We start from the raw sequence: 24,788 nt of genomic DNA on the forward strand, positions 1-24,788 counted from the left end.
CAGCTTGCGTGAGCGACTATTCCTCCGTCTCCGGGGTTTCCTCAACCGTGGTCAGTTGCAAAAACACGTCCTCCAGGGTGGCCCGCCGGCGGTGCATCTCATACAGCCGCAGTCCCGCTTGCACCACCAAAGCGGTCAGTTCAGGGCCGATGTCGGTAGGACCCTGGGTGCTCACGGTGATGACGTGGTTATCCCCCTGACTTTGGGTTTGCACACCGGTGATTTCTGGGCGCTGGGACAGGCTGGCCAACAAGGGCTGCACATCGCCACTGACTTGGAGTTCGTATTGGGTACGGTTATCCGAGCGGTTGAGCAACTGGTCAATGGTGTCCACCGCCACCACCTGGCCTTTTTGGATGATCACCACCCGGTCACAGGTCATGCTGACCTCCGGCAGGATGTGGGTGGACAGGACGATGGTGTGGTCCCCTGCCAGACTTTTGATCAAATGGCGCACTTCGATGATTTGTTTGGGGTCCAGGCCCACGGTGGGCTCGTCCAGGATGATCACCGGGGGGTCATGGACGATGGCCTGGGCAATACCGACCCGCTGGCGAAACCCCTTGGATAATTTACGGATGAGCTGGTGTCGTCGTTCGGATAACCCACAGCGCTGGATGGCCCAATCCACCCGTTTGGGGCGGTCGCCGGCGCTGACTCCCTTGATGCGGGCGACAAAGTGCAAAAACCCCTCGACGGTCATGTCCCGGTACAGGGGGGGGGTTTCCGGCAAATAACCGATCCGCCGCCGCACCTCCAGGGAGTCTTCCAGCACGTCGTAGCCGGCAATTTTGGCCGTGCCGCTGGTGGGGGGCATGTAACCGGTGAGCATCCGCATAGTGGTGGTTTTTCCCGCCCCGTTTGGTCCCAAAAAGCCCAGGATTTCCCCCTTTTCCACGCTGAAATTCAGGTCCTGGACCGCCAGGGTAGAACCGTAGCGCTTGGTCAGATGCTCAACCGTAATCATCAGTGCGGTAGCAACGTCTTCAGGGTCTATTATGGCCTGCCCGGGGGCGGATCACCAGAGCCGTTGGCGTCGTTCCCAAACTGGTGCGAGTCGAGTCCTTAAAATTTCTTAAACAAATTGGTCCTCCTACGGCCCTATACACCCTAGACAAGGGGAAAATCGGTCGTTACACTAGGGAAACACAACCATTTTGTAGTTTTTGTCACCGTTCTTGCCTTGTTGACGACCAAGACCCCTGCTACGGCTGCAACGACGGCGCCGACTAATCATGTTGAGACCACCCCCCGCCGGTGTACGGGTGCCCACGCCCTGATTGACAGTTTGTACCGACACGGGGTGCGCCATATTTTCGGCTATCCGGGTGGGGCGATTTTGCCGGTGTACGACGAGCTGTACCGCTGGGAGGCCGAAGGCAAGATGCGGCATATCCTGGTGCGGCACGAGCAGGCGGCGGGTCACGGGGCGGATGGCTATGCACGGGCGACGGGGAAAGTGGGGGTGTGTTTTGGTACGTCGGGACCGGGGGCGACTAACCTGGTGACGGCCATTGCCACGGCCCATATGGATTCCATTCCCCTGGTGGTGATTACGGGACAGGTGCGGCGGTCAGCCATTGGGAGCGATGCGTTCCAGGAAACGGATATTTTTGGGATTACGTTGCCGATTGTGAAGCATTCTTATGTCGTGCGAGACCCCCGAGATATGGCGCGGATTGTGGCGGAGGCGTTTTACATTGCCAGTACGGGGCGCCCGGGGCCGGTGTTGATTGATATTCCTAAGGATGTGGGGGAGGAGGAGTTTGACTATGTGCCGGTGTTGCCGGGGCAGGTGAAGTTACCGGGGTATCGGCCCACCATTAAAGGCAACCCACGCCAGATTGCGCTGGCCAGTCAGTTGCTGCGGGAGGCCAAGCGACCGCTGTTGTACGTAGGAGGAGGGGCAATCATCTCGGGGGCGCACTGGGAGATCCAGCAATTGGCGGAGTGGTTCCAGATTCCCGTGACGACGACGTTGATGGGCAAGGGGGCCTTTGATGAGCGGCATCCTTTGTCGGTGGGCATGTTGGGGATGCACGGGACGGCCTATGCCAATTTTGCGGTAAGTCAGTGCGATTTGCTGATTGCCCTGGGGGCGCGGTTTGATGACCGGGTGACAGGCAAGCTGGCGGAGTTTGCCCCCCATGCCAAGGTAATTCATGTGGACATTGACCCGGCAGAGGTGGGGAAAAACCGGGCGCCGGATGTGCCGATTGTGGGGGATGTGCGGCAGGTGCTGGTGGATTGGTTGCAGTATTTGCAGCAGGGGCCGGCGCCGGACCCAGAGCGCACCAAACCTTGGTTAGCCCAGATTGCTGCCTGGCGCAGGGATTACCCGCTGGTGGTGCCTAGGGAGGGGGAATGGCTCTCGCCCCAGGAAGTGATTGTGACCCTAGGGGAATTGGCGCCCGATGCCTACTACACCACGGATGTGGGCCAGCACCAGATGTGGGCGGCGCAGTTTCTCCACAATGGTCCCCGGCGGTGGATTTCCAGCTCTGGTTTAGGGACGATGGGGTTTGGGTTGCCGGCGGCGATTGGGGTGCAGGTGGCGCTCCCGGAGGCCCAGGTGATTTGTGTCAGCGGCGATGCCAGTATCCAGATGAACATTCAGGAGCTGGGGACGCTGGTGCAATACAAGCTGCCGGTGAAGACGGTGATTATCAACAACTTTTGGCAGGGGATGGTGCGCCAGTGGCAGGAGGCGTTTTACCAGGAGCGTTACGCCCACTCAGCCATGGAGGCAGGGATGCCGGATTTTGTCCAGCTGGCGGGGGCCTACGGGGTCAAGGGGATGCTGGTGCGGCGGCGGGAAGAACTGGTGCCGGCGCTTAAAGAAATGCTGGCGCATTCGGGGCCGGTGTTGATGGATGTGCATGTCAACCCCACGGAAAATTGCTACCCAATGGTGAAGCCGGGCCGGAGCAATGACCAAATGTTTGGCCTACCGGAACGTCCCCGCCAACGTACAGAATGCCCTGCCTGTGCAGCTCCCATCCAGCATGAATTCCGCTTTTGCCCCGCCTGCGGTCACCGCTTGTAGGCTGAAATCAGCGACATGCGGTTTGGCCAGCAGGAATCTTCCCTTCCCGAAACTGACCGATGATGCTTTCGGCATAAACGCAGTAGTAGGGTCCTTGGGGGTTATCGCGGGGGGTAAAGACTATCCAGCTAGAAACTGCCCCAGTCCCACCCATGCGCTCACCCCTAGACCCAAACCGGATACTATAGCCATTCGTGCGATTACCATCCAGACTGGTTCGGGGGCCAGGAGTTTCATTTGTCTTAATAGCCACTAACCGTGCGTCGGCAGCGCTATTCATGAGGGGTTGCCAAGCGGTGTGATTCCGGCAGTTATTGATATTTCGTCCCCGTTCCGAACTGGCTGGCTGGACGGAAACCTCCACAAAACCGTTGCGGTCACGGAAACAGACTTCCCAGGAGCGGGCCGTGCGGATGGCCTGGCTTTGGGCTTCGCGGATTTTGGCTAGGGCATTGGCGCGCGCGTTATACAGCCGCTGATGGGTCAGGATGCTGAGCCAGCTGGGAGCTGCAATCGCTGCCAGAATTCCTATGATGACAGCGGCAACCACGACTTCTATCAACGTAAAACCCGTATCTTTTGCCAGACGTTGCATAGCCCTTTCCCTCCTTTCTTTATGTGGGTTGCCGGTTGTAGGTGCCCCGGGTGCGCACCTGGGTTTCTACTGCAGGCCGGTATTGGTTGGTGTTCTGCTCAATTTCTCGCAGTCCAGCCCGCTCCGCCGCATTGCCCCGTAGGTAGATGTACACATCCTGCACAAAACCGGTTTCCGCCCCAACCCGCTCCCGCACACAGGCATAGAACGAAGGAAAACCGGTGTCCGAGTTGATTCCCGTTGAAGAAACGTAACCCGGCGGACAAGGGATGTTTATCCGAGTTCTCTGCCAATCCACATTGGCAACAAGAGTGGCCGTCTCTGTATTGGGAACTCCCTGGCTATTCCATCTTGAGTTAGGGTTTGGAGCTGGAATGGTATTTGGCCATGTCGGTCCCTGCAATGGGTCGAGGCCGGCTAAGCGGTTAAATTGCTTTACATTAGGAGGATTTTCCTGATCCTGATTCAGACCTTCCCAATTGTACTGAGCAAAATGGCCTCGCTCAATGCGTGCCGGTCCCCGTGATGATTCGCTTGCCTCACCTGCCCAAGGACAATCATCATTAGTTCCATTACCAGGACGATACTGGTTGGCACACAGCAAATAAACCACCAACTTATACTGCGTGCGGGTGAGGTTTGCTACTTGTTCACAATCTTGCCTAACCTGCTGATTTACTGCGCTGCTACACCTGCGCGCAAACCAATCCAAAACTGCATATTCACCCAAGTTTTGGGGCGCTATATTCAAAAGATTCAAATCTGGTAAATCTTCCCGCTTCCAGAAGGCCAACACCGTATTGCGAGGCAGGCGAAGACCTGGGCAAGTCGTACCACCCCCCTCCCCAGTTCCTCCCAAGCACTTGCGGTCATACACCAACACTGCCTCTCGTAGCTCGGAAGCAATGAAGTCCAGAGCTTGGGCCATTTCCCGCTCCGTTTCGCCCCGGGCCGTTTCCGTGCGTTCGATGCGGATCATTTCCGTGACCATGTAAAGCAGGCCCGTCAACAACAGTGCACCCACCGTCGCCCCAATCAACAACTCCGCTACGGTGAACCCTCTGGAAGCCCGAGAGCGTTTATCACTTCCCGCACGGAGCCTACGCAGCAACCACTGACCCATGACTGATCCCCCCTCCTACTATCCTTATGGACTGCAGCGGGTAACACTACCGCCCAGTGATAGGCAGATGGCCCCCAACGAATCCGGCGAATCCGGCATGAAAACCCGCCCATACTGAACTGCTAGGGGGTTACTGAGACTTTCCGATGCCCCCAAGCGAATCGATGCCGGTTGCGTTCCCAGCGGCCCCGTGTAGGTTCCCTGCACCACCGCCCGGGAATACACCCGCACCCCAAACAGAAAAGCCAAGGGTCTGCCATTGGGAGCTGTCTGTTGCCGAATCCGGAAGGCCTGAATGCCAAAGTCCGGTCGCCCATCGTTGTTGATGTCCAAACGGCAGGGTGCCCTACGCAATTGAGTACGGTCTGGGCTTCTCAAGTCCCCTTCGAGGATGCAGAGATCAGCATTACGTAACGCACTGGCCGAAGGCGGGGGTACAGCATCTAGGGAAGCGGCACCATGGATAGGTGCTAAGCGATCTAGGTCGTTAATAAATTCCGCCAGCGTCCTACCGGCCAACCCCCGTTCCATCCGCAACCGTATGAGGTCAATATACCCTTGGGCCACCAGGTTGGCCTGTTCAACCCGTTGGTTTTGGGCACGGGCAGCAACAGAGAGCGTCACGATAGGTGGAATCAGGGCTGCCGTTATACCAATGATGGCGGTGGCCACCACCACTTCAATTAAGCTGAATCCATCATTGGGTGTCTGGAATGGCCTAGCTAGTAGCATTGCCGTACCTCCATCAGGGCAAGGACAGGGGACAGGTCAAACCAGGGGTGACAAACCGCCGCAGTTGGCAAATATAGGGGTCTTGGGCGGTCAACTCCAGCCCATATTCGTTGCGGGCATTGGAGAGTATCTTAAACCGCTGGGCCACCGGACCGGCTGGGGCATATTGCAGCGCCGGATCATACCCCCAGAAACGGGACGGTGGGCCGTAGTAGGGAATGTGTTCCTCAGCGATTGGCACCTGTTGCCGTTCAAAGGAGTCGAAGTCAAAGGGGGCCGTGGCATAGTTACTGAAGTTCAGCTGGATCAAGGAACCTTGGATCCTTAGGGCGCTGCCACTTTCCAAGAAGCGGGGGAAATTATGCAGACCACCATAGGCCTGGTTGCGACGGGATGGCACCAGACCGCTAATAATCACTGCATTGACCGCGTAGTCTGTACCCCGCGTCGGCACAGCCGCTCGATTTCTAAGAGGCTGGTAGTCATCAACGCCGATGGAAATCTGAGTAGAATTCTCCATGCGGCGGTGCGTTCCATTACTGCCCACAATAATGGGAGAACCCAAATCATAGGGATTTTCCCGCGCCCACTCTTCTCTTCTCGGCAAAGGATTTGTGGTAATTGCAGGTGTATTCCGGAAGGACGGCCCACCGGTGGTACATTCATTGCCGAACTGCCCATCAATGTCGGTCACGTTGCGAATGCCGTGCTCCAGATACCCGTCACAGAAATTGTGAGTAATTAGGGTAATCGCATCGGCCAGGATCTCAGCGGGTCGCCAGGTGTCTTGGTCGGCCTTAGCAAAAGCAAGATTACGGTTGGTCCGGTTGACGTAGAACTGGTTAAAGTTGTAAGGGAAGGGCAACAATGTGTTGAATTCTTCGATCAAGACTCCGGCATTATTCATGTGGAGATTAAATCCACTCTGGCCCCGAGCAAACTGAGTCATGATGTACAGGGGATTATCCGTCACAAAGGTCAGACCGTAAATATTTCGTTCCGGCGGTACCCCCACACGACTAATATCATTCCCGTTTACCAGGCGAAATCCATGTACCCGGCGGTCAGGGTCGGCGTAATAATCCACCGGTTTGCCGCTGATGCCATTGGGGGCCAGTGGCGGATCAGACGGGTTACGCGGATCGTAATTCATGCGGAAATCCAATCCTGGCCCATCGGCATAGTTCGTCTGCCACTGGGTTAAATAGGTAGTCCAGGTGCTGTTGGCAGGGCGCAGGATAGCATCCTCCCGCACCGCATCCTCCCGGAAAGCATAAATGATCCCACCCGCCCGGGCTGGTGTCGTAGGTGTCGGTGGCACACCCACAGCCAGCCAAGCATCGTTACTGCCACGGGGCCCACGATCCACCCGCCGCAGCAAGTCCAGGTCAAAGTCCATCACCCGTGCTGTCTGGAGCTGTCGCCCGTCGTACAGGGCCTTTTCTGCCAGCCCTAGCCGGTAAGCCGACAGACGTGCCCCTTGGCCTGGACCACTCTCATCGCTGATAATCAGGTCCGTTTCCCGTTGGTAGAGGTTGTTATGATTGGCTAGTTGCCCAGTGACTAGCGGCTCATTGGGCAGTTGCCACTGATCAAAACGGGTACGCGCCTCCAGACGAATCCCTTCAATAGAAGGCGTCCCCAAATTGGTCAACCCCCCGGTCGCCTGGAAGGCTCTGTAAACAGCCATGCGGTTCACATTGGCGATGTAGTCGCTCAGGACATAAGGCTCGGAAAAGCGCTCGTTGCGGTTTTGAGGACTACCGCTGGGCTGATTGTAGGGCGAGGGTTTGTCACTGTTGCGCAGGCCAATCCCATCCCCAGCGGTCCCATCATGGCCATGGTCATCTCGATTATCCACAACCCCATCCGAGTTCAAATCCCCCGGGAACAGATAGTACAAAGATGGGTACTTCGGCTGGGTTGGACATAGCCGCGCCAGGGCAATCATCTCCTGTTCGATTCCCTTGTGGTCTGAATTGTTTCGCTCCAGACCTTCAAATTTGTAACCAAAGTAATTGATATCCGCCAGACTCAGGTCACAGGGTAAATCCACGATGGTCTCCTGCTCCTCGGTTTGGCGGCGGTACGCCAAGCGTTCATTATTGGGGTGACGTACATTGGTCAAGGGGTCATTACCGTCTCCCGAATTCTGCTCAACCGTCTTGATACCCCCCAACCACTGCCCCGGCAGATACTCGTTGAACCCATAGGTCCGGTCCCGCACAATCTGCAAGCGCATATTCAGCATCCGCGCCAGGTACACCAGCCGATTCCAGTACTGATAGCGCGAGTTGGGATCCCGGCTAAAATTGCCAAAGCGTGTGTTGTCCCGAATCTGCGCCAGCGCCGCAATGTAAAACTCCGCCGGGATGTTGTAGCAGTTAAGGTTGCGGGTGGGAGTAGAACAGACTGTTGGAATATTCCCCAACACCCCTTGGCCAATTTCATAGTTACCCTCATGTTCCCGATGAACACCATCCTGGAGTCGCCACAGCTCATAGGCCAACCGCTGCAAGTCCACCCGCCGTAAGCCACTGACGGGATCGACCGGATCCGCCTCCTGGTATTTTCGGGGGTCTAGGGGGTTATTGGGGTCGCCCGGGGGAGTAAAGGGTTTCTCAATACGGGAATGGGGCTGCAGACTCAAATTAACTGACCTATTAAGAGTGCTCACATAAAAGGGGAAATTCAGGTAATGGCTCAGGTTATTGGCCAGTATCCCCAATGTACAGCCTGCCGTGTGGAGATTGGCCTGGTCCGCAGGGGACAGCTCGGCATAAGCCGTACCACTATTGATGGCTTCAATCGTCCGCCGCAGGTTCGAGAAATTCCCCCACATGGTCATAATGGGGTCAGGATGGACCTGGGTACGGCCTCGTGGCTGCTGTAAGGGTGGGTAGGCCCCGTTGGGGTCCCCGGCAAAGTACGCCAGATTCTCCAGGGCCTGCATCAGCGCCGTCTGGGGCCGAAAATCCCCCACCTCAAAGGGCGGTCTGTCAGGCGTACCAGCCCGACCATACTCCACATTCGCCGTTCCCCTGCCGGTGAAGAAATCTGCTGGCGGAAATAGGGCCTGTGTCTGGGGTGGCCGCACAAAGTTGGCATTCCAGCGGGGATACCGAGTCAGCCCCGAGGCCGAGGTCGGGTCCGCCGGACTCACCGGGTCCCCAAAGGTGATGCTGTTAAAATAGCTAGCCTCAGTTCCCGGGTGAATCGTACTCGACAAACACAGCAACGGCAGCGATTCATTCAACGATGGCCCCGGATTGGTGTGGTGGTACACCGCCGTGGCCTGGACTGCCGCCAGATTGTCCCGCTGGGTCCGCCGGTGTAACTGCCAGTTCAAACGGTTAGTACTCAGTTGGTTACTCGGCGGCATGTTACCCCAATTGTAATCACCTGCGGATGAGGTGATTAAATTCAAGAATAATGGTGGGTACAAGGGATCGGCTGCACCAGGTGACCAAATGGGTTCTCGCCCAACAACGGAGATATTCACATCGGGCCGGAAAAACAGGCCAAAAATCTGCCGACTTTGCTGGTTGGTACCACTACCGAAGTAGGCATTACGGTCATCGTCTCGATTTTCATTGATAATGCTTCCCCGTTTCGACGGATTGGCTGTCCAAGACTGCCAGTCAGACTGCCGGTAATTGTTTTGCCCCTCCCGGGTGCCGTAGGTCCGCCAGCCGCCCCAGACGCTCACATTCCCCAGCTCCAGGCGCTGACCCACGATCACCTTCATCCCCTGGCCCAGGGCACGCCGTTCCCAATAGCCATCCAGGCCATATTCATCCGGTTCCTCCGGCGAGGTCACATTCCGGGTCAACTGCTCCAAGCTATGTTGGATGTTTGGGTCTTCCGTCAGAACCGTTGTGGTAATCAAATCACCCGCTCGACCTTGCCACCGAGCAGCGCCACTGCAACTGCCACGGGCATAGGAAGACTTAGGACCCAGGCGGTTATCCGCTCGATAGGTATCATCCACGTAGGGGGGCACTTCGCACTTATCAATCGTAATCCGTTGCGCCAGACCCCCACCCCAATTGTTGTCTTTGTATGTGTCGTAGCTCGTGCTGCCCCCTTCCCGCCGCCGCGGCACCGGCAGATTGTCAGTCAACAAAAACAGGGGATCCATAGAAATATCAACCGGCTGGAACCGATCCTGAACGGCATCTGGGCTGGTGAACGTCGCCGGGTTCGTCGGATCACCCGGACCACTAGGGGTCTGATGGGCACCCGTAGCTACCACTCGCATCTGGTGAGTCGGCGGTGTACGCCCGGCCGGTTGCAGATGAATGAAGGTGTTATTGCCGGGATTGCTATTGTTATCCCGGTTAGAACCACTCATAAACAGGCCCCGTACCGAGATTTCCGAGTTCGCCGGCGGCAAGTAATAACAGGAGTTAGGAGCACTGATGAGAAAACTGCCAAAGCCGGCCCCCGAAGTCAAGATCAGACTGCCTTCCGTGTGCATCGCCCCGTTCCAGTTAAATTGTGGCCCCGGAAATATCTCCAGGTCATACCGAAACCAGGCCCCGAATTTATTCGCCCCCACAAACTGGCGGTCCTGCTGCAAAACCATTGCATTGGCCGTCAATTGGGGGTCTGACCGATTGGGAATAGTGACCGCATAAATTTGAAAATTCTTTAATTCCGTGGCACTACTACCACTAAAAAACCGTCCCCGCTCGTCCACGCTCCCTTGCGCGCCGGCACAGAAGGCATCAGCTCGCTCTGCTTGCGCCGGTGCATTGTTAACCAGAAAATTAGCCGCCCGCGCGCGCCGATCGGTCAAATGGGTGTAACTGTTATTAGGCGTACCGTCGGGGTTTAATACAGGCACCGCCGAATTCGACCCCCGGAATACCCGCCCAATGATGCTATAAACTGCTATCCCATCGCTGGGGTCATCGGTGCGACCATTACCGTTTAAATCCACCCGATAGGCCCACGTCGGCGCCAGGTTATCGGGAGTGAATGCCGCCGGAGCATCTAAACAATTGCCCGTTTGGGCACCACATCGAACTTCATCTGGCAAGGTGTAAACGTCATTGCCTGGCCGGGCCTCAACCGTTCCATCCGACCGGCGCCGGCGGTGTCCTAAAGCATCTTCATAGTCTTGCTCAGAGGGGTCGGTAGGCAGCCCCCTTTCCTGCGTAAACAAATACTCCAGCTTCGCCCGCGCCCGGTCAAGGGATTCCGCCGTCGGCCCTTCAATCATGACCCGCTCCCGCTGCCCAGACACCAAAATCAACCGATTGGCCGTCCGCGCCAGCAGACCCATCATCACTAAAAACGCCACAATAATCAGCAGCGTTGCCGTCGGTAGGACAAACCCACTATTTTGGCGACTGCGGTAGTAACAACTCAGTAACCAAGCAAGAACACCCCGCTGCAAACGTAACCGCCGTACCTGCTGCGAACGAGCCATAGCCTTAACTCCCGAGAGGATGAGGATCTAGTTATTTAAGGAGGATTTGGACTCCCCCTGGTGGGGATATGCTACCTATACCGCTAACATATCCCCGTACCCCTGCCTGTGACCGGAATCACCCGCCTGCCAAGGTAGCCGCTAGAGCGACAGCCAGGGTTCCCATAGCTTAAGTTTCCCTAAAACAGCCCAACCTTTAACACATCCAAGATAAACTTCTTTTAAGCAGTACAAAGTGAAGCCCTGCTCACGGTTAATTATCGCTATCTTGGCGACTTTTGGGGTAGTTGCGGCTGAGAATCTGCATCAGTTGACCAATGTCGGCATAGATTCCCCCATTCCTGAATGATTGGGGCATTGGCGCTGATTTGTTCAGCCGTGCAGGCCTGGGCTTCTTGCAACTCCTGAATTCCGGCTGCTAAAGGCGTTGGCGTATTCGCTAATTTGGGGGTGGACGATGCCCCTACAATAACGACTGGGGTGTTACTGAGACAGCCATGGGACGGCAGGGGTCTTTCTGGGGATGGTTTGCCTGGGGGTTTGTCGTGGCGTTGGTGGTTGTTATTTCTACCGCTTCTGCCTTAAATTATCAAAGAAGCTATCAAGTTCAATCACCGCCTAGTTCTCCCCCTGTTACACCACCGACAAGGATGCCAACCCCAACTCCGGAAACTCCTGTTTCTATGGCGCCGAAATATGGCCATTTCCCCTATGCAGAAATCAGTCGTGACCGCTTGATTGTGGTGGCTAGCTATGGGCGGGGGCAGTATCAACGCTATGTGGAAATGGAAAGGGAAGCTGCTCTGGCGCTGTTTCGCCTGCTGAATGCCGCCCGCGATGAGGGTTTGTGGATCATCCCCATTTCGGGGTTTCGCACCGTGGATTACCAGGCCCAGTTGTTTCAACGACAAGTCCAAAAACAGGGGTCAGAAATGGCTGCTGCTCGCATTAGCGCTCCCCCCGGCTACAGCGAACATCACACCGGTTTGGCCATTGATTTGGGGGATGGTGCCGCTGCGGCTAGGGGGGAAAGGGACGTTACCGAGAGTTTTGGACAAAGTCCGGTTTACCGGTGGTTGCAGCAACACGCCCACCAGTACGGCTTTGAACTCTCGTTTCCCCCCAACAATCCTCAAGGGGTGATGTTCGAACCTTGGCACTGGCGCTATGTAGGTTCAGCCTACGCCCGCCAGGTTTTTGCCGCCGCCCGCTAGACCAGAGGTGTAGCTAAAATCGCCTGGACCGCCTGCTGCAGCTGCTGATAGAGCTGATCCCGACTCTGGAATGTCTCCCAGCGCTGCCATATCTCCCCATTGCGTACCAGCAGCAGGGTAGGTAACATGCGTAAACGGTAACGGTTGGCTAACCGCAGGCTGCTGTCCGCATTAACCCTAACTACCTGCAACTGCTCACCGTACTGCTTTTGTAGTTGCAATAGCAGCGGATCAACCAACCGGCATAGGCCGCACCAGGGAGCGTAAAAGTGAACAAGGGTAGGTAGGGGCGACCGCAATACGCGCTGATCAAAATCGGTTTCTGAAATCGGTTTCACAGGGGTGATTCCTAACGGGGTTTATTAAATTGCCCTGATCATAACAGGTCAGGGATCAAAGTGCTAGGGTCCGGGATCGACTAAAATGCAAAATTTTCTTAAACGACGGAATAGATTTTAGGTCCTGGTTCGACCGGCAGCTCATCCGGTACTATAGTCTAAAGTGGGTTCTAGAAGCGACGATGACCGAGGCGCTGATTGAGTCGGTTTTGCAGGAGCAACGGCGGTTTTTCCCACCCGAGTCCTTTCGCAGTCGCGCCCGGATCGCTTCTTTGGACCAATACCGGCAGTTGTGCGACCGGTTTGCCCAGGACCCCCAGGGCTTTTGGGCTGCCTTGGCCGAACAGGAGTTGCACTGGTTCCGCCGTTGGGAGCAGGTGCTGGATTGGCAACCCCCCAAGGCCCGGTGGTTTGTCGGCGGGCAAATCAATGTGTCCTATAACTGTCTGGACCGGCATCTGGCCACGCCCCGGCGCAGGAAACCGGCGATTATTTGGCAGGGGGAACCGGGGGAGGTGCGGGTCATTACCTATGAACAATTGCACCAGGCGGTCGGTCGTTGGGCCAATGCCCTCAAGCAATTGGGAGTGCAACGGGGCGACCGGGTAGGGATTTACTTGCCCATGATCCCTGAAGCGGCGATGGCTATGCTGGCGTGCACTCGCATTGGCGCAGCCCATACGGTGGTGTTTGGGGGATTCAGCGCGGAGGCCCTCAGGGAACGGCTGCGGGCGGCCCAGACGAAGGTGGTGATCACGGCCGACGGGGGTTGGCGTAAAGGACAGGTGGTGCCCTTAAAACCCCAGGTGGATGTGGCGTTGGCGGATGACCGGGTGCCGTCGGTGGAACGGGTGATCGTGGTGCGACGGGCAGGGGATTGCGCCATGGACCCCCGGCGGGATGTCTGGTGGCACGAGTTAGAAGCGCAGGTTTCCCCAGACTGCCCGGCAGAACCCCAGGACAGTGAGCAAATGTTGTTTATCCTCTATACGTCCGGCACCACAGGGAAACCGAAGGGCATTGTCCATACCACCGCCGGCTACAACCTCTATACCCACATCACGGCCCAATGGGTGTTTGACCTGCAGGAGGAGGACGTCTATTGGTGTACGGCGGATGTGGGGTGGATCACGGGACACAGTTATGTAGTCTATGGACCGCTGTCGAACGGGGCAACGACGGTGATGTATGAGGGTGCCCCCCACACGGGTAATCCGGGGTGTTTTTGGGATGTGATCCAGCAGCACCGGGTGACGATTTTCTATACGGCGCCCACGGCTATCCGGGCGTTTATCAAGATGGGAGAAGAACACCCCCGGGCGCGGGATTTGTCCTCGCTGCGGTTGCTGGGGACGGTGGGGGAGCCGATTAACCCGGAAGCCTGGATGTGGTATTACCGGGTGATCGGCGGGGAGCGTTGCCCCATCGTGGATACCTGGTGGCAGACGGAAACAGGGGGGATCCTGATTGCGCCCTTGCCAGGGGCAACTCCCACCAAACCGGGTTCGGCAACCTTGCCCCTGCCAGGGATTCAGGCGCAGGTAGTAGACCGCCAGGGGAATCCGGTGGCCGTCAACCAAGGGGGTTACCTGGTCATTACCCACCCCTGGCCGGGAATGATGCGCACGGTTTACCAGGACGAGGAGCGCTTCCGCCGCACCTACTGGGAGCAAATCCCGCCCCGGGATGGCCAATACTTCTACTTCAGCGGCGATGGCGCGCGCCGGGATGAGGATGGCTATTTCTGGGTCATGGGGCGGGTGGATGATGTGATTAACGTGGCGGGGCATCGGCTGGGGACGATGGAAATCGAATCGGCGCTGGTGTCCCACCCGGCGGTAGCAGAAGCAGCGGTGGTAGGCCGTCCCGACGAACTCAAGGGGGAGGCGGTGGTGGCGTTTGTGGTCTTAGAAAGCCACTACCAGCCCAGCGAAGCCCTGAAGCAAGAACTCCTGGACCATGTGGTACAACAAATTGGTGCCCTTGCCCGACCCAGTGACCTGACTTTTACCGATGCCCTGCCTAAGACCCGCTCCGGCAAAATCATGCGGCGACTGTTGCGGGCGATTGCGGCGGGAGAAGCCCCTAGCGGCGATCTGTCCACCCTGGAGGACCGAAACGTCCTGGAAGCCCTACGCGAGATGTGAGCCGAACAACCAGCCACCCAGCAATAGGGTCTCTAAACCCCAAAACAGGGCCACGATTTGGGTTTCCGTCCAGCCGCTCAGCTCCAGGTGGTGGTGGTAGGGCGTCATCTTAAACAGGCGCTTGCCCACCCCATCCGGTCCCTTGGTGGCCTTGAAATACCACACCTGGGCCATGACGGTGACGGTCTCCCACACAAACAACAGGCTCAGCACCAGCAACAGCCATAACTGCTGGGTGACGATGCCAATGGCCGCCAGCGCTCCGCCCAGGGCGAGGGAACCCGTATCTCCCATGAACACCCGGGCCGGATGGTGGTTATGCACCAGAAACCCTAAACAGGCGCCGGCCAGGGCTACAGCGAACACGCTGAGGTCAGGATGGGTCGAGGCACAGGCTATCCCCAGACCGGTTAACGCCACCCCACAGGTCCCCGCCGCCAACCCGTCGAGACCATCGGTGAGATTCACCGCGTTGCTCTGGGCCACCGGTACAAAACCCACCAGCAGCCAAAACCACACCCCCAAATCCAGCGTGATGTTCCAGGGCAGGGCAATAGTGGTTGGTAGGTCGCCTTGCCACCACAGCCACAGGGTCCATCCCACCGCTGCTAAGATTTGCAAGGACAGTTTCTGGCGGGGCGCTAACCCCTGGTTGGACTGGGTCAGCAGGATGAGGGCATCGTCCAGGGCGCCGATGGCTCCGTAGATCAACGTGAGTATCACTACGGCCCAACCCAGCGCCGATAGGGTCTGACCTTGGCCAGCCAGCACCCCCAACGTCACCAGCACCGCCACCGGCAGAAAAAAAATCCCCCCCATGGTCGGCGTCCCGGCTTTTTTCAGGTGAGCTTGGGGACCCTCCCGGCGAATCACCTGCCCCAACTTCAGCCGGCGTAACCAGGGCAAAGCCAGGTATCCGGCCAGGGCCGCGCCACCGGTAGCCAGCCCTAGGGTCAGGACCAACCAAGGGACCTGGGGAGTCATCCATCCCAATACCAGCAGTAGTAGTGCTGCTAACCCCAGAACCAACCAGCCAGAGGGAAGAGAGGTCATCATGGGCTAACCCTGGCCGCTTACGCCGTCTGCATTCTAACCCAGCGGTTAGAACTCTTCCTCCTCTTCCCCTAACAAGTCCTCCTCCAGGTCCTCATCGTCGTAGAGTTCGTCCTCGTCGCCGGTCAACTCATCTAAGCCTTCCCCATCTTCATCCAACAGGGACCGATAATCCCCCACCGGGCTGGCGTCAATCCGGCCAATGGACTCCAACCAGTTCAAGATGGAAGCGTTCGCCGGGGTGGGGATGACATCCGCCGGTTGGTCAATGGGGATTTCCCGGAGGGTAGGAATCACCAGCGGCGGTTCGTCCAGGGGATTTAAGGTGGAGGACTCAGGTGTACTCATGAATGTCCTGCAGTAAAAGGCCAATAGCCTAGGATAACAAAATTCAAGGGCTACTGTGCTCAGGACAGGGCAACGGTTGAACCGAGCGGTCTAACCACCCCTGGGCCTGTTGGAGGTATGGGAGGGCTTGATCGGGCCGGTCGTGGAGTAGATAATTCAAGGCGGCAGCCAACTGTTCCGCGGCCCGGGCCTGGCGGTTGCCTTTAAGGCGGTGCCACTGCTCGGGCGAGATGCGCAACCGGTCACACAACGCCTGCGCCAATTGCCGGGTTTCGGCGTCCGCTGCCCACATGGGGATACAATCAAAACTGGTTTCCATTGTAGCGCGGGTGGGGGAAGCGGTGGATTTCAGCGAGTGGGAGCAGGCCCTGGCCCAGGTGGAACAGGAGCTGGCCGCCCTGAAGGCCCGTTATGCCCAGATTCAACAGGCCCGCTCCACCCAGGCGGAACTGCGCCACCGGCAAGCGCAAATTCGGGAGTACCTGCGCCGCCACCAGGACCGGGAAGCTCAAGCGGAACTGCAACAGATCCAAAAACAACTGGCGGAACTGGAACTGATCCTAGAAAGCCATCTGCTGACTTGGAGCAGCTTCAAACAACCCTTTTGGCAGGCGGTGCGCTTCGGCGGTCTGGGCCTGCTGCTAGGGGTGGCTTTGCAACGGTGGTGGGCCGGCAGTGCTTAAAACTCCCTTAAGCTTGGCTCCCTAGAGACCCCTTTGCCGCTATAGTTAAAATCTGTAGTCGAAATGACTACGGAAAATGAGTCGGAGGTGTGCCATGACGCAAGCGACGGTGGAGTTAAAGCCGATTCCGCGAATTGGGGACCCGGCGCCGGATTTTGAGGTGATGACCACCCATGGGGTAAAAAGGCTGTCGGATTACCGGGGCCACTGGGTGATTTTGTTTTCCCACCCAGCGGATTTCACGCCCGTGTGTACGACGGAGATGGTGGGCCTGGCCAAGCTGAACGAGGAATTTGAAAAGCGCAATGCCAAGCTGTTGGGGTTGAGCGTGGATAGCATCCATTCCCACATTGCTTGGTTGGAGAATATCCGCCAAAACTTTGGTATCGAGTTGCCCTTCCCCATCATCGCCGACATTGATATGAAGGTGTCGAGCCTGTACGGGATGATCCACCCAGGGGCCAGTTCCACGGCGACGGTGCGGGCGGTGTTTTTCATTGACCCGGACGGCATCATCCAAGCTCTGGTGTATTACCCCTTGACCAACGGGCGGAATTTGGATGAGTTGCTGCGCCTGCTGGATTCCCTGCAAACTAGTCGGGAGTACAAGGTGGCGACGCCGGCGAACTGGCACAAGGGGGAACGGGTGATCGAGCCGCCCCCGAAGACGGTGGAGGAATTGCGCCAGCGTCGGGAAGGCAATTATCCCGAAAAGGTGGACTTCTACCTAGTGAAAAAAGACCTGTAACCCCCGTTGCTGTGCTAAAAATAGGGGGTCGAGGTTAACGGGGATGCATGGGCGAACCACTCCAGGCCAGCCGCGGGACGCGGGACATCTGGGGGGCGGAAGTACTCCTTTGGCAACGGGTCGAGCAGCAGGCGCGGGAGGTCTTGACGCGGGCCTGCTACCAGGAGATTCGCACCCCCATTTTTGAGGCGACGGAGCTATTCAGCCGGGGGATCGGGGAGGGGACGGACATCGTCAGTAAGGAGATGTACACCTTCACCGACCGGGGGAATCGCAGCTTGACGTTGCGGCCTGAGGGCACGGCAGGGGTGGTGCGCAGCTTCATCGAACACAAGTGGTTTCACCTGGGGGTGCAGCGCTACTGGTATTTGGGGCCGATGTTCCGCTACGAACGTCCCCAGGCCGGGCGCTACCGCCAGTTCCACCAGTTGGGGGTGGAGGTTTTTGGCAGTGAGGACCCCCGCGCGGATGTGGAGGTCATCGCCCTGGCGCTGGAGCTGTTGCAGGGGTTGGGGGTGACGGGGCTGACCCTGGAGCTGAATTCCGTGGGGGACCCGGAGGACCGGCAGCGGTACCGGGCGGCGCTGGTGGACTACCTGACGCCCTATGCCCAGGAGCTGGACCCGGATTCCCAAGTGCGTTTGCACAAAAATCCCCTGCGCATTCTCGACAGCAAAGACCCCAAGACGCAGGCGATTTTGCAGGAGGCCCCCCGCTTGCCGGATTACCTGAGTCCAGCGGCCCAGGAGCACTTGGCCCAGGTGCAGGCGGGATTGGGGGCGTTGGGGATCGATTACGTGCTCAATCCCCGGCTGGTGCGCGGCCTGGATTACTACACCCGGACGGCCTTTGAAATCACCACGACGGCCCTAGGGGCGCAGGCAGCGGTTGTGGGGGGGGGGCGCTACGACGGTTTGGTGGCCACCCTGGGGGGACCGCCGACGCCGGCAGTGGGGTGGGCCATGGGCCTAGAACGCCTGATAACGCTCCTACAACAGCAGGGGGAGGTGACGGTAGCGGGGCCGGATGTGTATGTGGCGGCCTTTGGGGCGGGAACGGGGGCGTTGGCCTTGCAGGTGGCGCAAAAACTGCGGCAGTTGGGGCTGCGGGTGGAAATGGATTTGACAGCCAGCTCGGTGGGTAAGCAGCTCAAGCGGGCCGATAGGTTGGGGAGCAAAGCCTGTGTGATCATCGGGGAGGCGGAGGCGGCGATGGGGCAGGTGCTGGTGAAGTGGTTGGCTACGGGGGTGCAGGAGATGGTGGATTTTCCGGCGGGGTTGCTGCGGCTGGAGCGGTGGCGGGATAAGGTGGGCTAATGGCGCTGCCGGGGATTTACCGGGAACTGCAGGCCTTTGTGGAGGACTGGGGCCAGGGGGTTGCCAGCGCCGGGGTAATGCCGGAACTTGAGCGCTTCATTGCGGCTATTCCCCCCACGTTTCCGGAGTTGTCGCCGGCGGCCTGTTCCCTGGTGGTGGAAATCCACAAGCAGTTGCACCTGCTTAAGACGGATGTGCTGTTTTGGCAGGCGGCCCGGCAACCGATAACCCAGGCCCAGCGCCGGCAACAGATGCAGCAGCGGTTGCAGCTTTTACAGAGCTACCTAGACCAGTTGGCGGGCATGGGGGATGGCTAGGCAGCGGGTGGTGTTTTTCGGGACGCCGGATTTTGCTATACCGACGTTGCAGGCGCTGCTCCGGGAACCGGCGTTTCAGGTGGTGGGGGTGGTGACCCAACCGGACCAACCCCAGGGACGAGGGCAAAAAGTGCAGCCATCGCCGGTGAAAACCCTGGCCCAGCAATACGCCCTGCCCTGCTGGCAACCCGAACGCCTGCGCCGTGCCCCGGAAATCCTGGCGGCTCTGCGGGCATTGGAGGCGGATGTGTTTGTTGTGGTGGCCTTTGGGCAAATCCTGCCGCCGGAGGTGTTGGCTCTGCCGCGCTGGGGGTGCATTAACGGCCATGCCTCCTTACTGCCCAAGTACCGGGGGGCCGCCCCTATCCAATGGGCCTTGTATCACGGGGAGAAGGAAACCGGTGTGACCACCATGCAGATGGACGCTGGCATGGACACAGGCCCTCTTTTGTTGCAGCGGTCGGTGCCGGTGGATTTGTTTACAAACTTGCCAACGCTATGGGGTCAATTGGCCCAATTAACCGCTGAGTTACTAGTGGAGACGTTGCACCGGCTACCGGAGCTGACCCCCATCCCCCAAGATGAGCGGCAAGCTACCTATGCCCCCCTGCTGCGCCCCGAGCACTACCTGCTGGATTGGCGACGGCCGGCCCTGGCGCTCCACAACCAGGTGCGGGGCTTTTACCCGGAGTGCTTTGGTCAGTTCCGGGGGCAGCGGGTGAAGGTGCTGCAAACCATCCCCCTGGTGTCGTCGGTGTGGCCCCAAGTGCAGGCGCGGTTTCCCACGTTGGTGCTGCCGGATTTGCCCCTAGGGGAGGCGCCAGGTACAGTCGTGGCCCTGCTGAAAAAATGGGGCCCTGTGGTCACTACAGGCGAAGGACATCTATTGCTGCAAATCGTACAGCCAGCGGGCAAAAAGACCATGTCCGGCCAGGATTGGGTCAATGGCCTGCGGCTGGAGATAGGGGAGAAGTGGGCTACCCTTCCCCCCCTGGAGACCTAGTTAGTACAGGTTTTCTTCCTGGTGGGTGAGGATGGTGCAGTCGCCCGTGGGGTAGGCCACACAGGTCAGCACGTACCCTTGGCTAATTTGGTCGTCATCCAAGAAGGACTGGTCCGATTGGTCGGGGGGTGACCCTTCCAGCAACTTCCCCGCGCAAGTGGAGCAAGCCCCCGCCCGGCAGGAGTAGGGTAAATCCAAGCCGGCGCTTTCGGCCGCATCCAGGATGTACTCGTCATCCGGGCAGTCAATGGTGGTATCGATCCCCAGATCGGGATTGACCAACCGCACCTTGTACGTCGCCATAGGAGATTCTCCTCTGAATGGATGATCGCAGACAGGGGATACACCCCATTCATCACCATAGAACGGATGACACCACTTGTCCCCACTCAACGGGATTTGTAATCAAAGGCGGATTTATCCCTAGGTTTTCTTATAGGTGGGCCGGCGGTTTGGTTATCAGGGTTACCAGAATGGGACGGGAAACCCCCAGGGCCGGGTCACCGTCGCCGGATCATGAGGGCTTTGGTCAAGCTGGTTACAATGGCAATCACAGGCAGAGACAAGCCCATGACCACGCCGTCGCGCTTTGGGTTTAGCCAGATTCTGCAAACCTTTTATGCCGGGAAAGCGCTGGTCCGGCCGGGTGCCCGGGTGCCCAAGTTATTGATTTACTACCCCAACACCCCGGAACCGGAGGTGATTCCCCTCGTCGCCGAGCAATACTTTTTGGGGCGCAGCCGGCGCAATTGCGATATTCCCGTGCGGTCGGAGCTGGTCAGCCAGGTCCATGCCCTGGTGCAACGGCGGGGACGGCGCTACGTGTGGGTGGACCAAAAATCCACGAACGGAACTTACCGGGGCCGACGACCGGTTGAACAGCACGTCCTGCGCCATGGGGACCGTTTGACCCTGGGGCCGCCCCAATTGGCGCAAGTGGTGCAGGTGGTGTACGACGACCCACCGCCTTGGTATGTGCGGGCGCTGCGTTATGCCTTGGGGGGATTGGGCTTGGCTGTGGCAGGGCTGGCGGCGGCAGTTGCCCTGGAGTGGCCCAAGGTGGATGTGACGCCTTTGCCCAGTGGCCCTCAGGGACCTTTGGTCGTTGTGGCCCGGGATGGCCAGACACCCCTGACGCCCCCCTGGCGACCGGAACACCGGGAGCTGGCCCGACTGGAGGACTTTTCCCCCTACTTACCCAAGGCGGTGATCGCCTCCGAGGACAGTCGCTTTTACTGGCACCCGGGGGTGGACCCCATCGGCATTCTGCGGGCGATGGTGGTGAATCTCACTGGCGGGGAGGTACGGGAAGGGGCGAGCACCATCACGCAACAGGTGGCCCGGAGCCTGTTTCGGGACTATGTGGGCACGGAGGATTCCCTTGGGCGCAAGTTCCGGGAAATGGTGGTGGCCCTGAAACTGGAGGCCCACTACGACAAAAAAACCATCCTGACGGCGTACCTGAATAAGGTGTATGTGGGGGTGGCCGGCTATGGGTTTGAGGACGCGGCCCGGTTTTACTTCGACAAATCGGCGCGGGATTTGACCCTGGCGGAGGCGGCAACGCTGGTGGCCCTGTTACCGGCGCCCAACCGCTTTAACCCGGTCAAGGATTACGACACGGCCCTGGCTTTGCGCAACCGGGTGATTGACCGCATGGAGGCCCAGGGGATGATTACGGCGGTGGAGGCTAAACGCGCCCGCCGCTCCCGCATCGAAATTAGTCCCCGGGCGAAGGCGAATCTGCAAAGCACGATGGCCCCCTACTTCTACGACACGGTATTGGCGGAATTGCAGCAACTGTTGGGGCAACAACTGGCCCAGGAAGGAAATTTTTTTGTGGAAACGACTCTGGATGTCCAGGCGCAAAAACGGGCGGAGCAGTACTTGGCGCAGTTTGTGGCTACCTACGGAAGCAGCTACGGCTTTGACCAAGGGGCGCTGGTGACGCTGGATGTTCCAACAGGAGGCGTTTTGGCCCTGGTGGGGGGGCGGGACTATCGCCAGAGCCAGTACAACCGGGTAACCCAGGCGCAGCGGCAACCGGGGTCGGTGTTCAAGGTGTTTGTCTATGGGGCGGCCCTGGAGCAGGGGATTTCGCCGGGGTTAGTCCTGGATTGCTCGCCGCTGGTGTGGCAGGGGGTATCCTTTGCCGGTTGTCGCTCCGGGAGCGCGCCTTTGGACTTAACCCAGGGGCTGGCCCTATCGGAAAACGTGATTGCCCTGCGGTTGGCGCAACAGGTGGGCTTGCCGACGGTGGTGCACTGGGCGCGTAAGTTGGGGGTAGCGTCTCCCCTGAATCCGGTACCGGGGTTGGTGCTGGGCCAAAGCGAAGTCACCCTGTGGGAGATGACAGGGGCGTTTGCGGTGTTGGCCAATCAAGGGGTCAGAGTTTTGCCCCATACCATCACCCGCATCCGCGACAGCAGCGATTGCACCCACCCCCAGCGCCCAGACACCTGCCGGGAAATTTATCGCGCGCCCCAGGGGGAACCGGTGATCGCGCCGGAAGTGGCCGTGACCCTAACCCAAATGTTACAGGCGGTGGTGACCCAGGGAACCGGGAGGGCGGCCTTTCTTGGGCGGGGGGAGGCGGGCAAAACCGGCACCACCAATGAGGCGCGGGACCTGTGGTTCGTGGGGTATATTCCCGGGGGCCTGGTCACGGGCATTTGGTTGGGGAATGACAACAACCAACCGACGCGGGGCAGCAGCAGCTTGGCGGCTCAACTTTGGGGGGAGTATATGAGTGGTCTATGAGTGATCCCCTCTTTGGTCGAATGCGCCGGCGTTTGGCCCTGTGGTACACGGGGGTGACGGCGGTACTGGTGGTGTTGTTTGCCGTGGCGGGTTATGGCTATGTGCAGGCGACCCTCAGCGATCGCATTGACGACACGTTGGACCACGTGGTGGAGGTGGTACAGGCGACTTTGCCCCAGCAGCCCCCGGTGTGGCCCACGGATGTCCAGGAGGACCAGGTGGCTCTGGAGTGGTTTGCGCCGACGGGGGAGCGCCTGTGGAGCACGTTGGATATGACGGTGGTGCCGCCGTTGCATCCGGGACCCTGGCGGGAAACGGTGAGCATTGGGGCTGGAGAAGCCCTGCGTCAGGTGACCCAGCCCATCTATCGAGACGGAGAATTGCTGGGGTATCTGCGGGTGAGCCATCCCTGGTTTGAGGTGACTAAACCGGTCCGGCAACTGCTGGTGGACTTGACGGTCGGGGGAGTCCTGGCCTTGATGGTGGTGGCGGTGGCGGGCTGGTTTCTGGCAGGGCTAGCCCTAGCTCCGGTGCGCCAGTCTTATCAGCAACTGGAGCAATTTACGGCGGATGCCTCCCACGAGCTGCGCAGTCCCCTGGCCAGTTTACAGATGAATTGGGAGTTGGTCCATAGTCAGTACGGCGACCAGCCCCCCATCCGGGCCATGGGTCACCTCATTCAACGGTTGGGGCGCCTGGTGGATGACTTACTCTTCCTGGCGCGGCAGGAGACCCAAGGCTTGGGGGTGGGGGAACCCTGCCGAGTCAATGATGTAGTCAAGGAGGTCTTGGCCGAACAGCAAGTGTTCGCGTCAGCAAAGGGGGTGCCGATGCAGGCGGAGCTAGGGCCGGAGCCGCTGTGGGTGTGGGGGAATCGCTCCCAGTTGCTGCGCCTATTGACCAACGTGGTACGCAACGCCTGGCAATACACGCCCCCAGGGGGTCAGGTGACCGTGCGCTGCCATGGCGATGGCCAGGATGTGGTGATTGAGGTGCAGGATACGGGTGTGGGCATTCCGCCCCAGGACCTGCCGCGGGTATTTGACCGCTTTTACCGGGTGGACCGGGCGCGGGAATGGGGGGGCGGCACCGGCTTGGGGTTAGCCATCGCCCGCAGCATTGTCCAGGTCCATCGAGGCAGCATCCAACTCCACAGCCAACCGGGGCAAGGTACGCGGGTGACCATCACCCTCCCCCGGTTCAAAGGGGCAATTCATCGGGAGCCGGCAACCCCGCCGTCACGCCCAAATTGAGTAAAGCCGTCCAACTGTCGTCCCGTACCCCCGCGTCTCCATCCTGGAGTCCCGCCCGCAGGGTTTCCACCACCTGCAAATACAAGGCTTCCGGCAACTGGTCCACCGGCAATTGGCCCAGTGCCCAGGTGCAATTGCTGCGCACCGCCGCCACTGGGTCCCGTTGCAGGGCTTGGCAAAGGACCGGCACCACCCGTGGGAGTAAGTCCCGGTGGGTTTGTAACAGGGGAACTAGAGCGCTGGCTGCCCACAGCCGTACGGCGGGAATATCCCCCTGCAGGGCCTGGAGAACGGTGGTAACGGCCCGCCCATCCCGGCTGTAGCCCAGCGCCCAAATGATGCCCTTGCGCACGTAGCCGTTGGCCTCCCGACGCCATTGCTGCATCAGGGGTTCCACCGCTGCCGGGGTGGGGTTACGGCCCAGGGCGTAAGCAGCACTCAGGCGCACCAAAGGACAGGCATCCTGGAGCAGGGGAATCAGCCGCTCCCCCGCCCGCAGGTCCTGGAGTTCACAAAAAGCCCGGGCCGCTTGCATCCGTTGCCAGGGGTCAGCCGCCGTCAGTTGGGCCAGCATCACCTCCGGGTCCGGTTGCGGGGTCTCCTGCCAATCGTCCAGGGGACTGGCCAGGTCGGGGGTCTCGTCGCTGAACATGGTCAAGCGCCTGGGGTGAACCC

The 24,788-nt window shown here is 59.1% G+C and carries 21 protein-coding genes; 10 read left to right on the forward strand and 11 right to left on the reverse strand.

Features of this window, described 5'->3' with window-relative positions; genetic code table 11:
• Window positions 1-16 precede the first annotated feature (16 nt).
• Window positions 17-967, reverse strand: coding sequence for an ABC transporter ATP-binding protein (locus tag Q6L55_05070; GenBank protein ID MEN9258087.1), 951 nt, complete (start codon window positions 965-967; stop codon window positions 17-19).
• Window positions 968-1,186: 219 nt separating this feature from the next.
• Here Q6L55_05070 and ilvB point away from each other — a divergent pair, with 219 nt between their 5' ends.
• Window positions 1,187-3,046, forward strand: a complete 1,860-nt coding sequence (gene ilvB, locus Q6L55_05075) for a biosynthetic-type acetolactate synthase large subunit (GenBank protein MEN9258088.1) — start codon at window positions 1,187-1,189, stop codon at window positions 3,044-3,046.
• Between the two features lie 7 nt (window positions 3,047-3,053).
• Here the strand turns inward: ilvB and Q6L55_05080 are convergent, their stop codons facing one another.
• The 4 genes from Q6L55_05080 to Q6L55_05095 form a co-directional block, all read right to left on the reverse strand.
• The gene (locus Q6L55_05080) at window positions 3,054-3,641 is read right to left on the reverse strand and encodes a prepilin-type N-terminal cleavage/methylation domain-containing protein (protein ID MEN9258089.1); all 588 of its coding nucleotides are present in this window, start codon (window positions 3,639-3,641) and stop codon (window positions 3,054-3,056) included.
• A gap of 19 nt (window positions 3,642-3,660) precedes the next feature.
• Window positions 3,661-4,665 (reverse strand): hypothetical protein, encoded by a 1,005-nt coding sequence (locus tag Q6L55_05085; GenBank protein ID MEN9258090.1) that lies wholly within the window; start codon window positions 4,663-4,665, stop codon window positions 3,661-3,663.
• 123 nt (window positions 4,666-4,788) lie between these two features.
• The gene (locus Q6L55_05090; GenBank protein ID MEN9258091.1) at window positions 4,789-5,496 is read right to left on the reverse strand and encodes a prepilin-type N-terminal cleavage/methylation domain-containing protein; all 708 of its coding nucleotides are present in this window, start codon (window positions 5,494-5,496) and stop codon (window positions 4,789-4,791) included.
• 13 nt (window positions 5,497-5,509) lie between these two features.
• A complete protein-coding gene (locus tag Q6L55_05095) occupies window positions 5,510-10,933 on the reverse strand; it encodes a hypothetical protein (protein ID MEN9258092.1) in 5,424 nt (1,807 codons plus the stop codon).
• 683 nt (window positions 10,934-11,616) lie between these two features.
• Here Q6L55_05095 and Q6L55_05100 point away from each other — a divergent pair.
• On the forward strand, window positions 11,617-12,147 hold the full coding sequence (locus tag Q6L55_05100) for a M15 family metallopeptidase (protein ID MEN9258093.1): 531 nt from the start codon (window positions 11,617-11,619) through the stop codon (window positions 12,145-12,147).
• On the opposite strand, the gene Q6L55_05105 is transcribed toward Q6L55_05100, so the two are convergent.
• Complete coding sequence (locus Q6L55_05105; GenBank protein ID MEN9258094.1) at window positions 12,144-12,485, reverse strand: thioredoxin domain-containing protein; 342 nt, start codon at window positions 12,483-12,485, stop codon at window positions 12,144-12,146. The two genes, Q6L55_05100 and Q6L55_05105, sit on opposite strands and share 4 nt — an antisense overlap.
• Before the next feature lie 182 nt (window positions 12,486-12,667).
• Here Q6L55_05105 and acs point away from each other — a divergent pair, with 182 nt between their 5' ends.
• A complete protein-coding gene (acs, locus tag Q6L55_05110) occupies window positions 12,668-14,632 on the forward strand; it encodes an acetate--CoA ligase (GenBank protein MEN9258095.1) in 1,965 nt (654 codons plus the stop codon).
• Here the strand turns inward: acs and mraY are convergent.
• The 3 genes from mraY to Q6L55_05125 are packed head-to-tail and all read right to left on the reverse strand — an operon-like array spanning window position 14,618 to window position 16,325.
• A complete protein-coding gene (mraY, locus tag Q6L55_05115) occupies window positions 14,618-15,688 on the reverse strand; it encodes a phospho-N-acetylmuramoyl-pentapeptide-transferase (GenBank protein ID MEN9258096.1) in 1,071 nt (356 codons plus the stop codon). The genes acs and mraY overlap by 15 nt on opposite strands.
• Window positions 15,689-15,733: 45 nt before the next feature.
• Window positions 15,734-16,033, reverse strand: coding sequence for a DUF3134 family protein (locus Q6L55_05120; protein ID MEN9258097.1), 300 nt, complete (start codon window positions 16,031-16,033; stop codon window positions 15,734-15,736).
• Between the two features lie 43 nt (window positions 16,034-16,076).
• A complete protein-coding gene (locus Q6L55_05125; GenBank protein MEN9258098.1) occupies window positions 16,077-16,325 on the reverse strand; it encodes a DUF6439 family protein in 249 nt (82 codons plus the stop codon).
• Between Q6L55_05125 and Q6L55_05130 the strand changes: the two genes are divergently transcribed.
• From Q6L55_05130 to fmt, 5 genes are all read left to right on the forward strand, one after another.
• Window positions 16,324-16,716, forward strand: a complete 393-nt coding sequence (locus Q6L55_05130) for a hypothetical protein (protein MEN9258099.1) — start codon at window positions 16,324-16,326, stop codon at window positions 16,714-16,716. The genes Q6L55_05125 and Q6L55_05130 overlap by 2 nt on opposite strands.
• A gap of 76 nt (window positions 16,717-16,792) precedes the next feature.
• On the forward strand, window positions 16,793-17,464 hold the full coding sequence (locus tag Q6L55_05135) for a peroxiredoxin (protein ID MEN9258100.1): 672 nt from the start codon (window positions 16,793-16,795) through the stop codon (window positions 17,462-17,464).
• Window positions 17,465-17,511: 47 nt separating this feature from the next.
• Window positions 17,512-18,780 (forward strand): histidine--tRNA ligase, encoded by a 1,269-nt coding sequence (gene hisS, locus Q6L55_05140; protein MEN9258101.1) that lies wholly within the window; start codon window positions 17,512-17,514, stop codon window positions 18,778-18,780.
• Window positions 18,780-19,097, forward strand: a complete 318-nt coding sequence (gene patD / locus Q6L55_05145) for a heterocyst frequency control protein PatD (protein MEN9258102.1) — start codon at window positions 18,780-18,782, stop codon at window positions 19,095-19,097. Before hisS ends, patD begins: the two co-directional genes overlap by 1 nt.
• Window positions 19,090-20,100 (forward strand): methionyl-tRNA formyltransferase, encoded by a 1,011-nt coding sequence (gene fmt / locus Q6L55_05150; protein MEN9258103.1) that lies wholly within the window; start codon window positions 19,090-19,092, stop codon window positions 20,098-20,100. The genes patD and fmt overlap by 8 nt, the downstream gene beginning before the upstream one ends.
• On the opposite strand, the gene Q6L55_05155 is transcribed toward fmt, so the two are convergent.
• Window positions 20,101-20,403, reverse strand: a complete 303-nt coding sequence (locus tag Q6L55_05155) for a ferredoxin (GenBank protein MEN9258104.1) — start codon at window positions 20,401-20,403, stop codon at window positions 20,101-20,103.
• A gap of 267 nt (window positions 20,404-20,670) precedes the next feature.
• Between Q6L55_05155 and Q6L55_05160 the strand changes: the two genes are divergently transcribed.
• Window positions 20,671-22,860, forward strand: coding sequence for a PBP1A family penicillin-binding protein (locus tag Q6L55_05160; protein MEN9258105.1), 2,190 nt, complete (start codon window positions 20,671-20,673; stop codon window positions 22,858-22,860).
• A gap of 20 nt (window positions 22,861-22,880) precedes the next feature.
• A complete protein-coding gene (locus tag Q6L55_05165) occupies window positions 22,881-24,113 on the forward strand; it encodes a HAMP domain-containing sensor histidine kinase (protein ID MEN9258106.1) in 1,233 nt (410 codons plus the stop codon).
• On the opposite strand, the gene Q6L55_05170 is transcribed toward Q6L55_05165, so the two are convergent.
• Complete coding sequence (locus Q6L55_05170; GenBank protein MEN9258107.1) at window positions 24,061-24,765, reverse strand: HEAT repeat domain-containing protein; 705 nt, start codon at window positions 24,763-24,765, stop codon at window positions 24,061-24,063. The genes Q6L55_05165 and Q6L55_05170 overlap by 53 nt on opposite strands.
• Between the last annotated feature and the right edge of the window lie 23 nt (window positions 24,766-24,788).

The sequence above is a fragment of the Gloeomargarita sp. SRBZ-1_bins_9 genome (genome assembly GCA_039794565.1).
Lineage (GTDB): Bacteria > Cyanobacteriota > Cyanobacteriia > Gloeomargaritales > Gloeomargaritaceae > Gloeomargarita.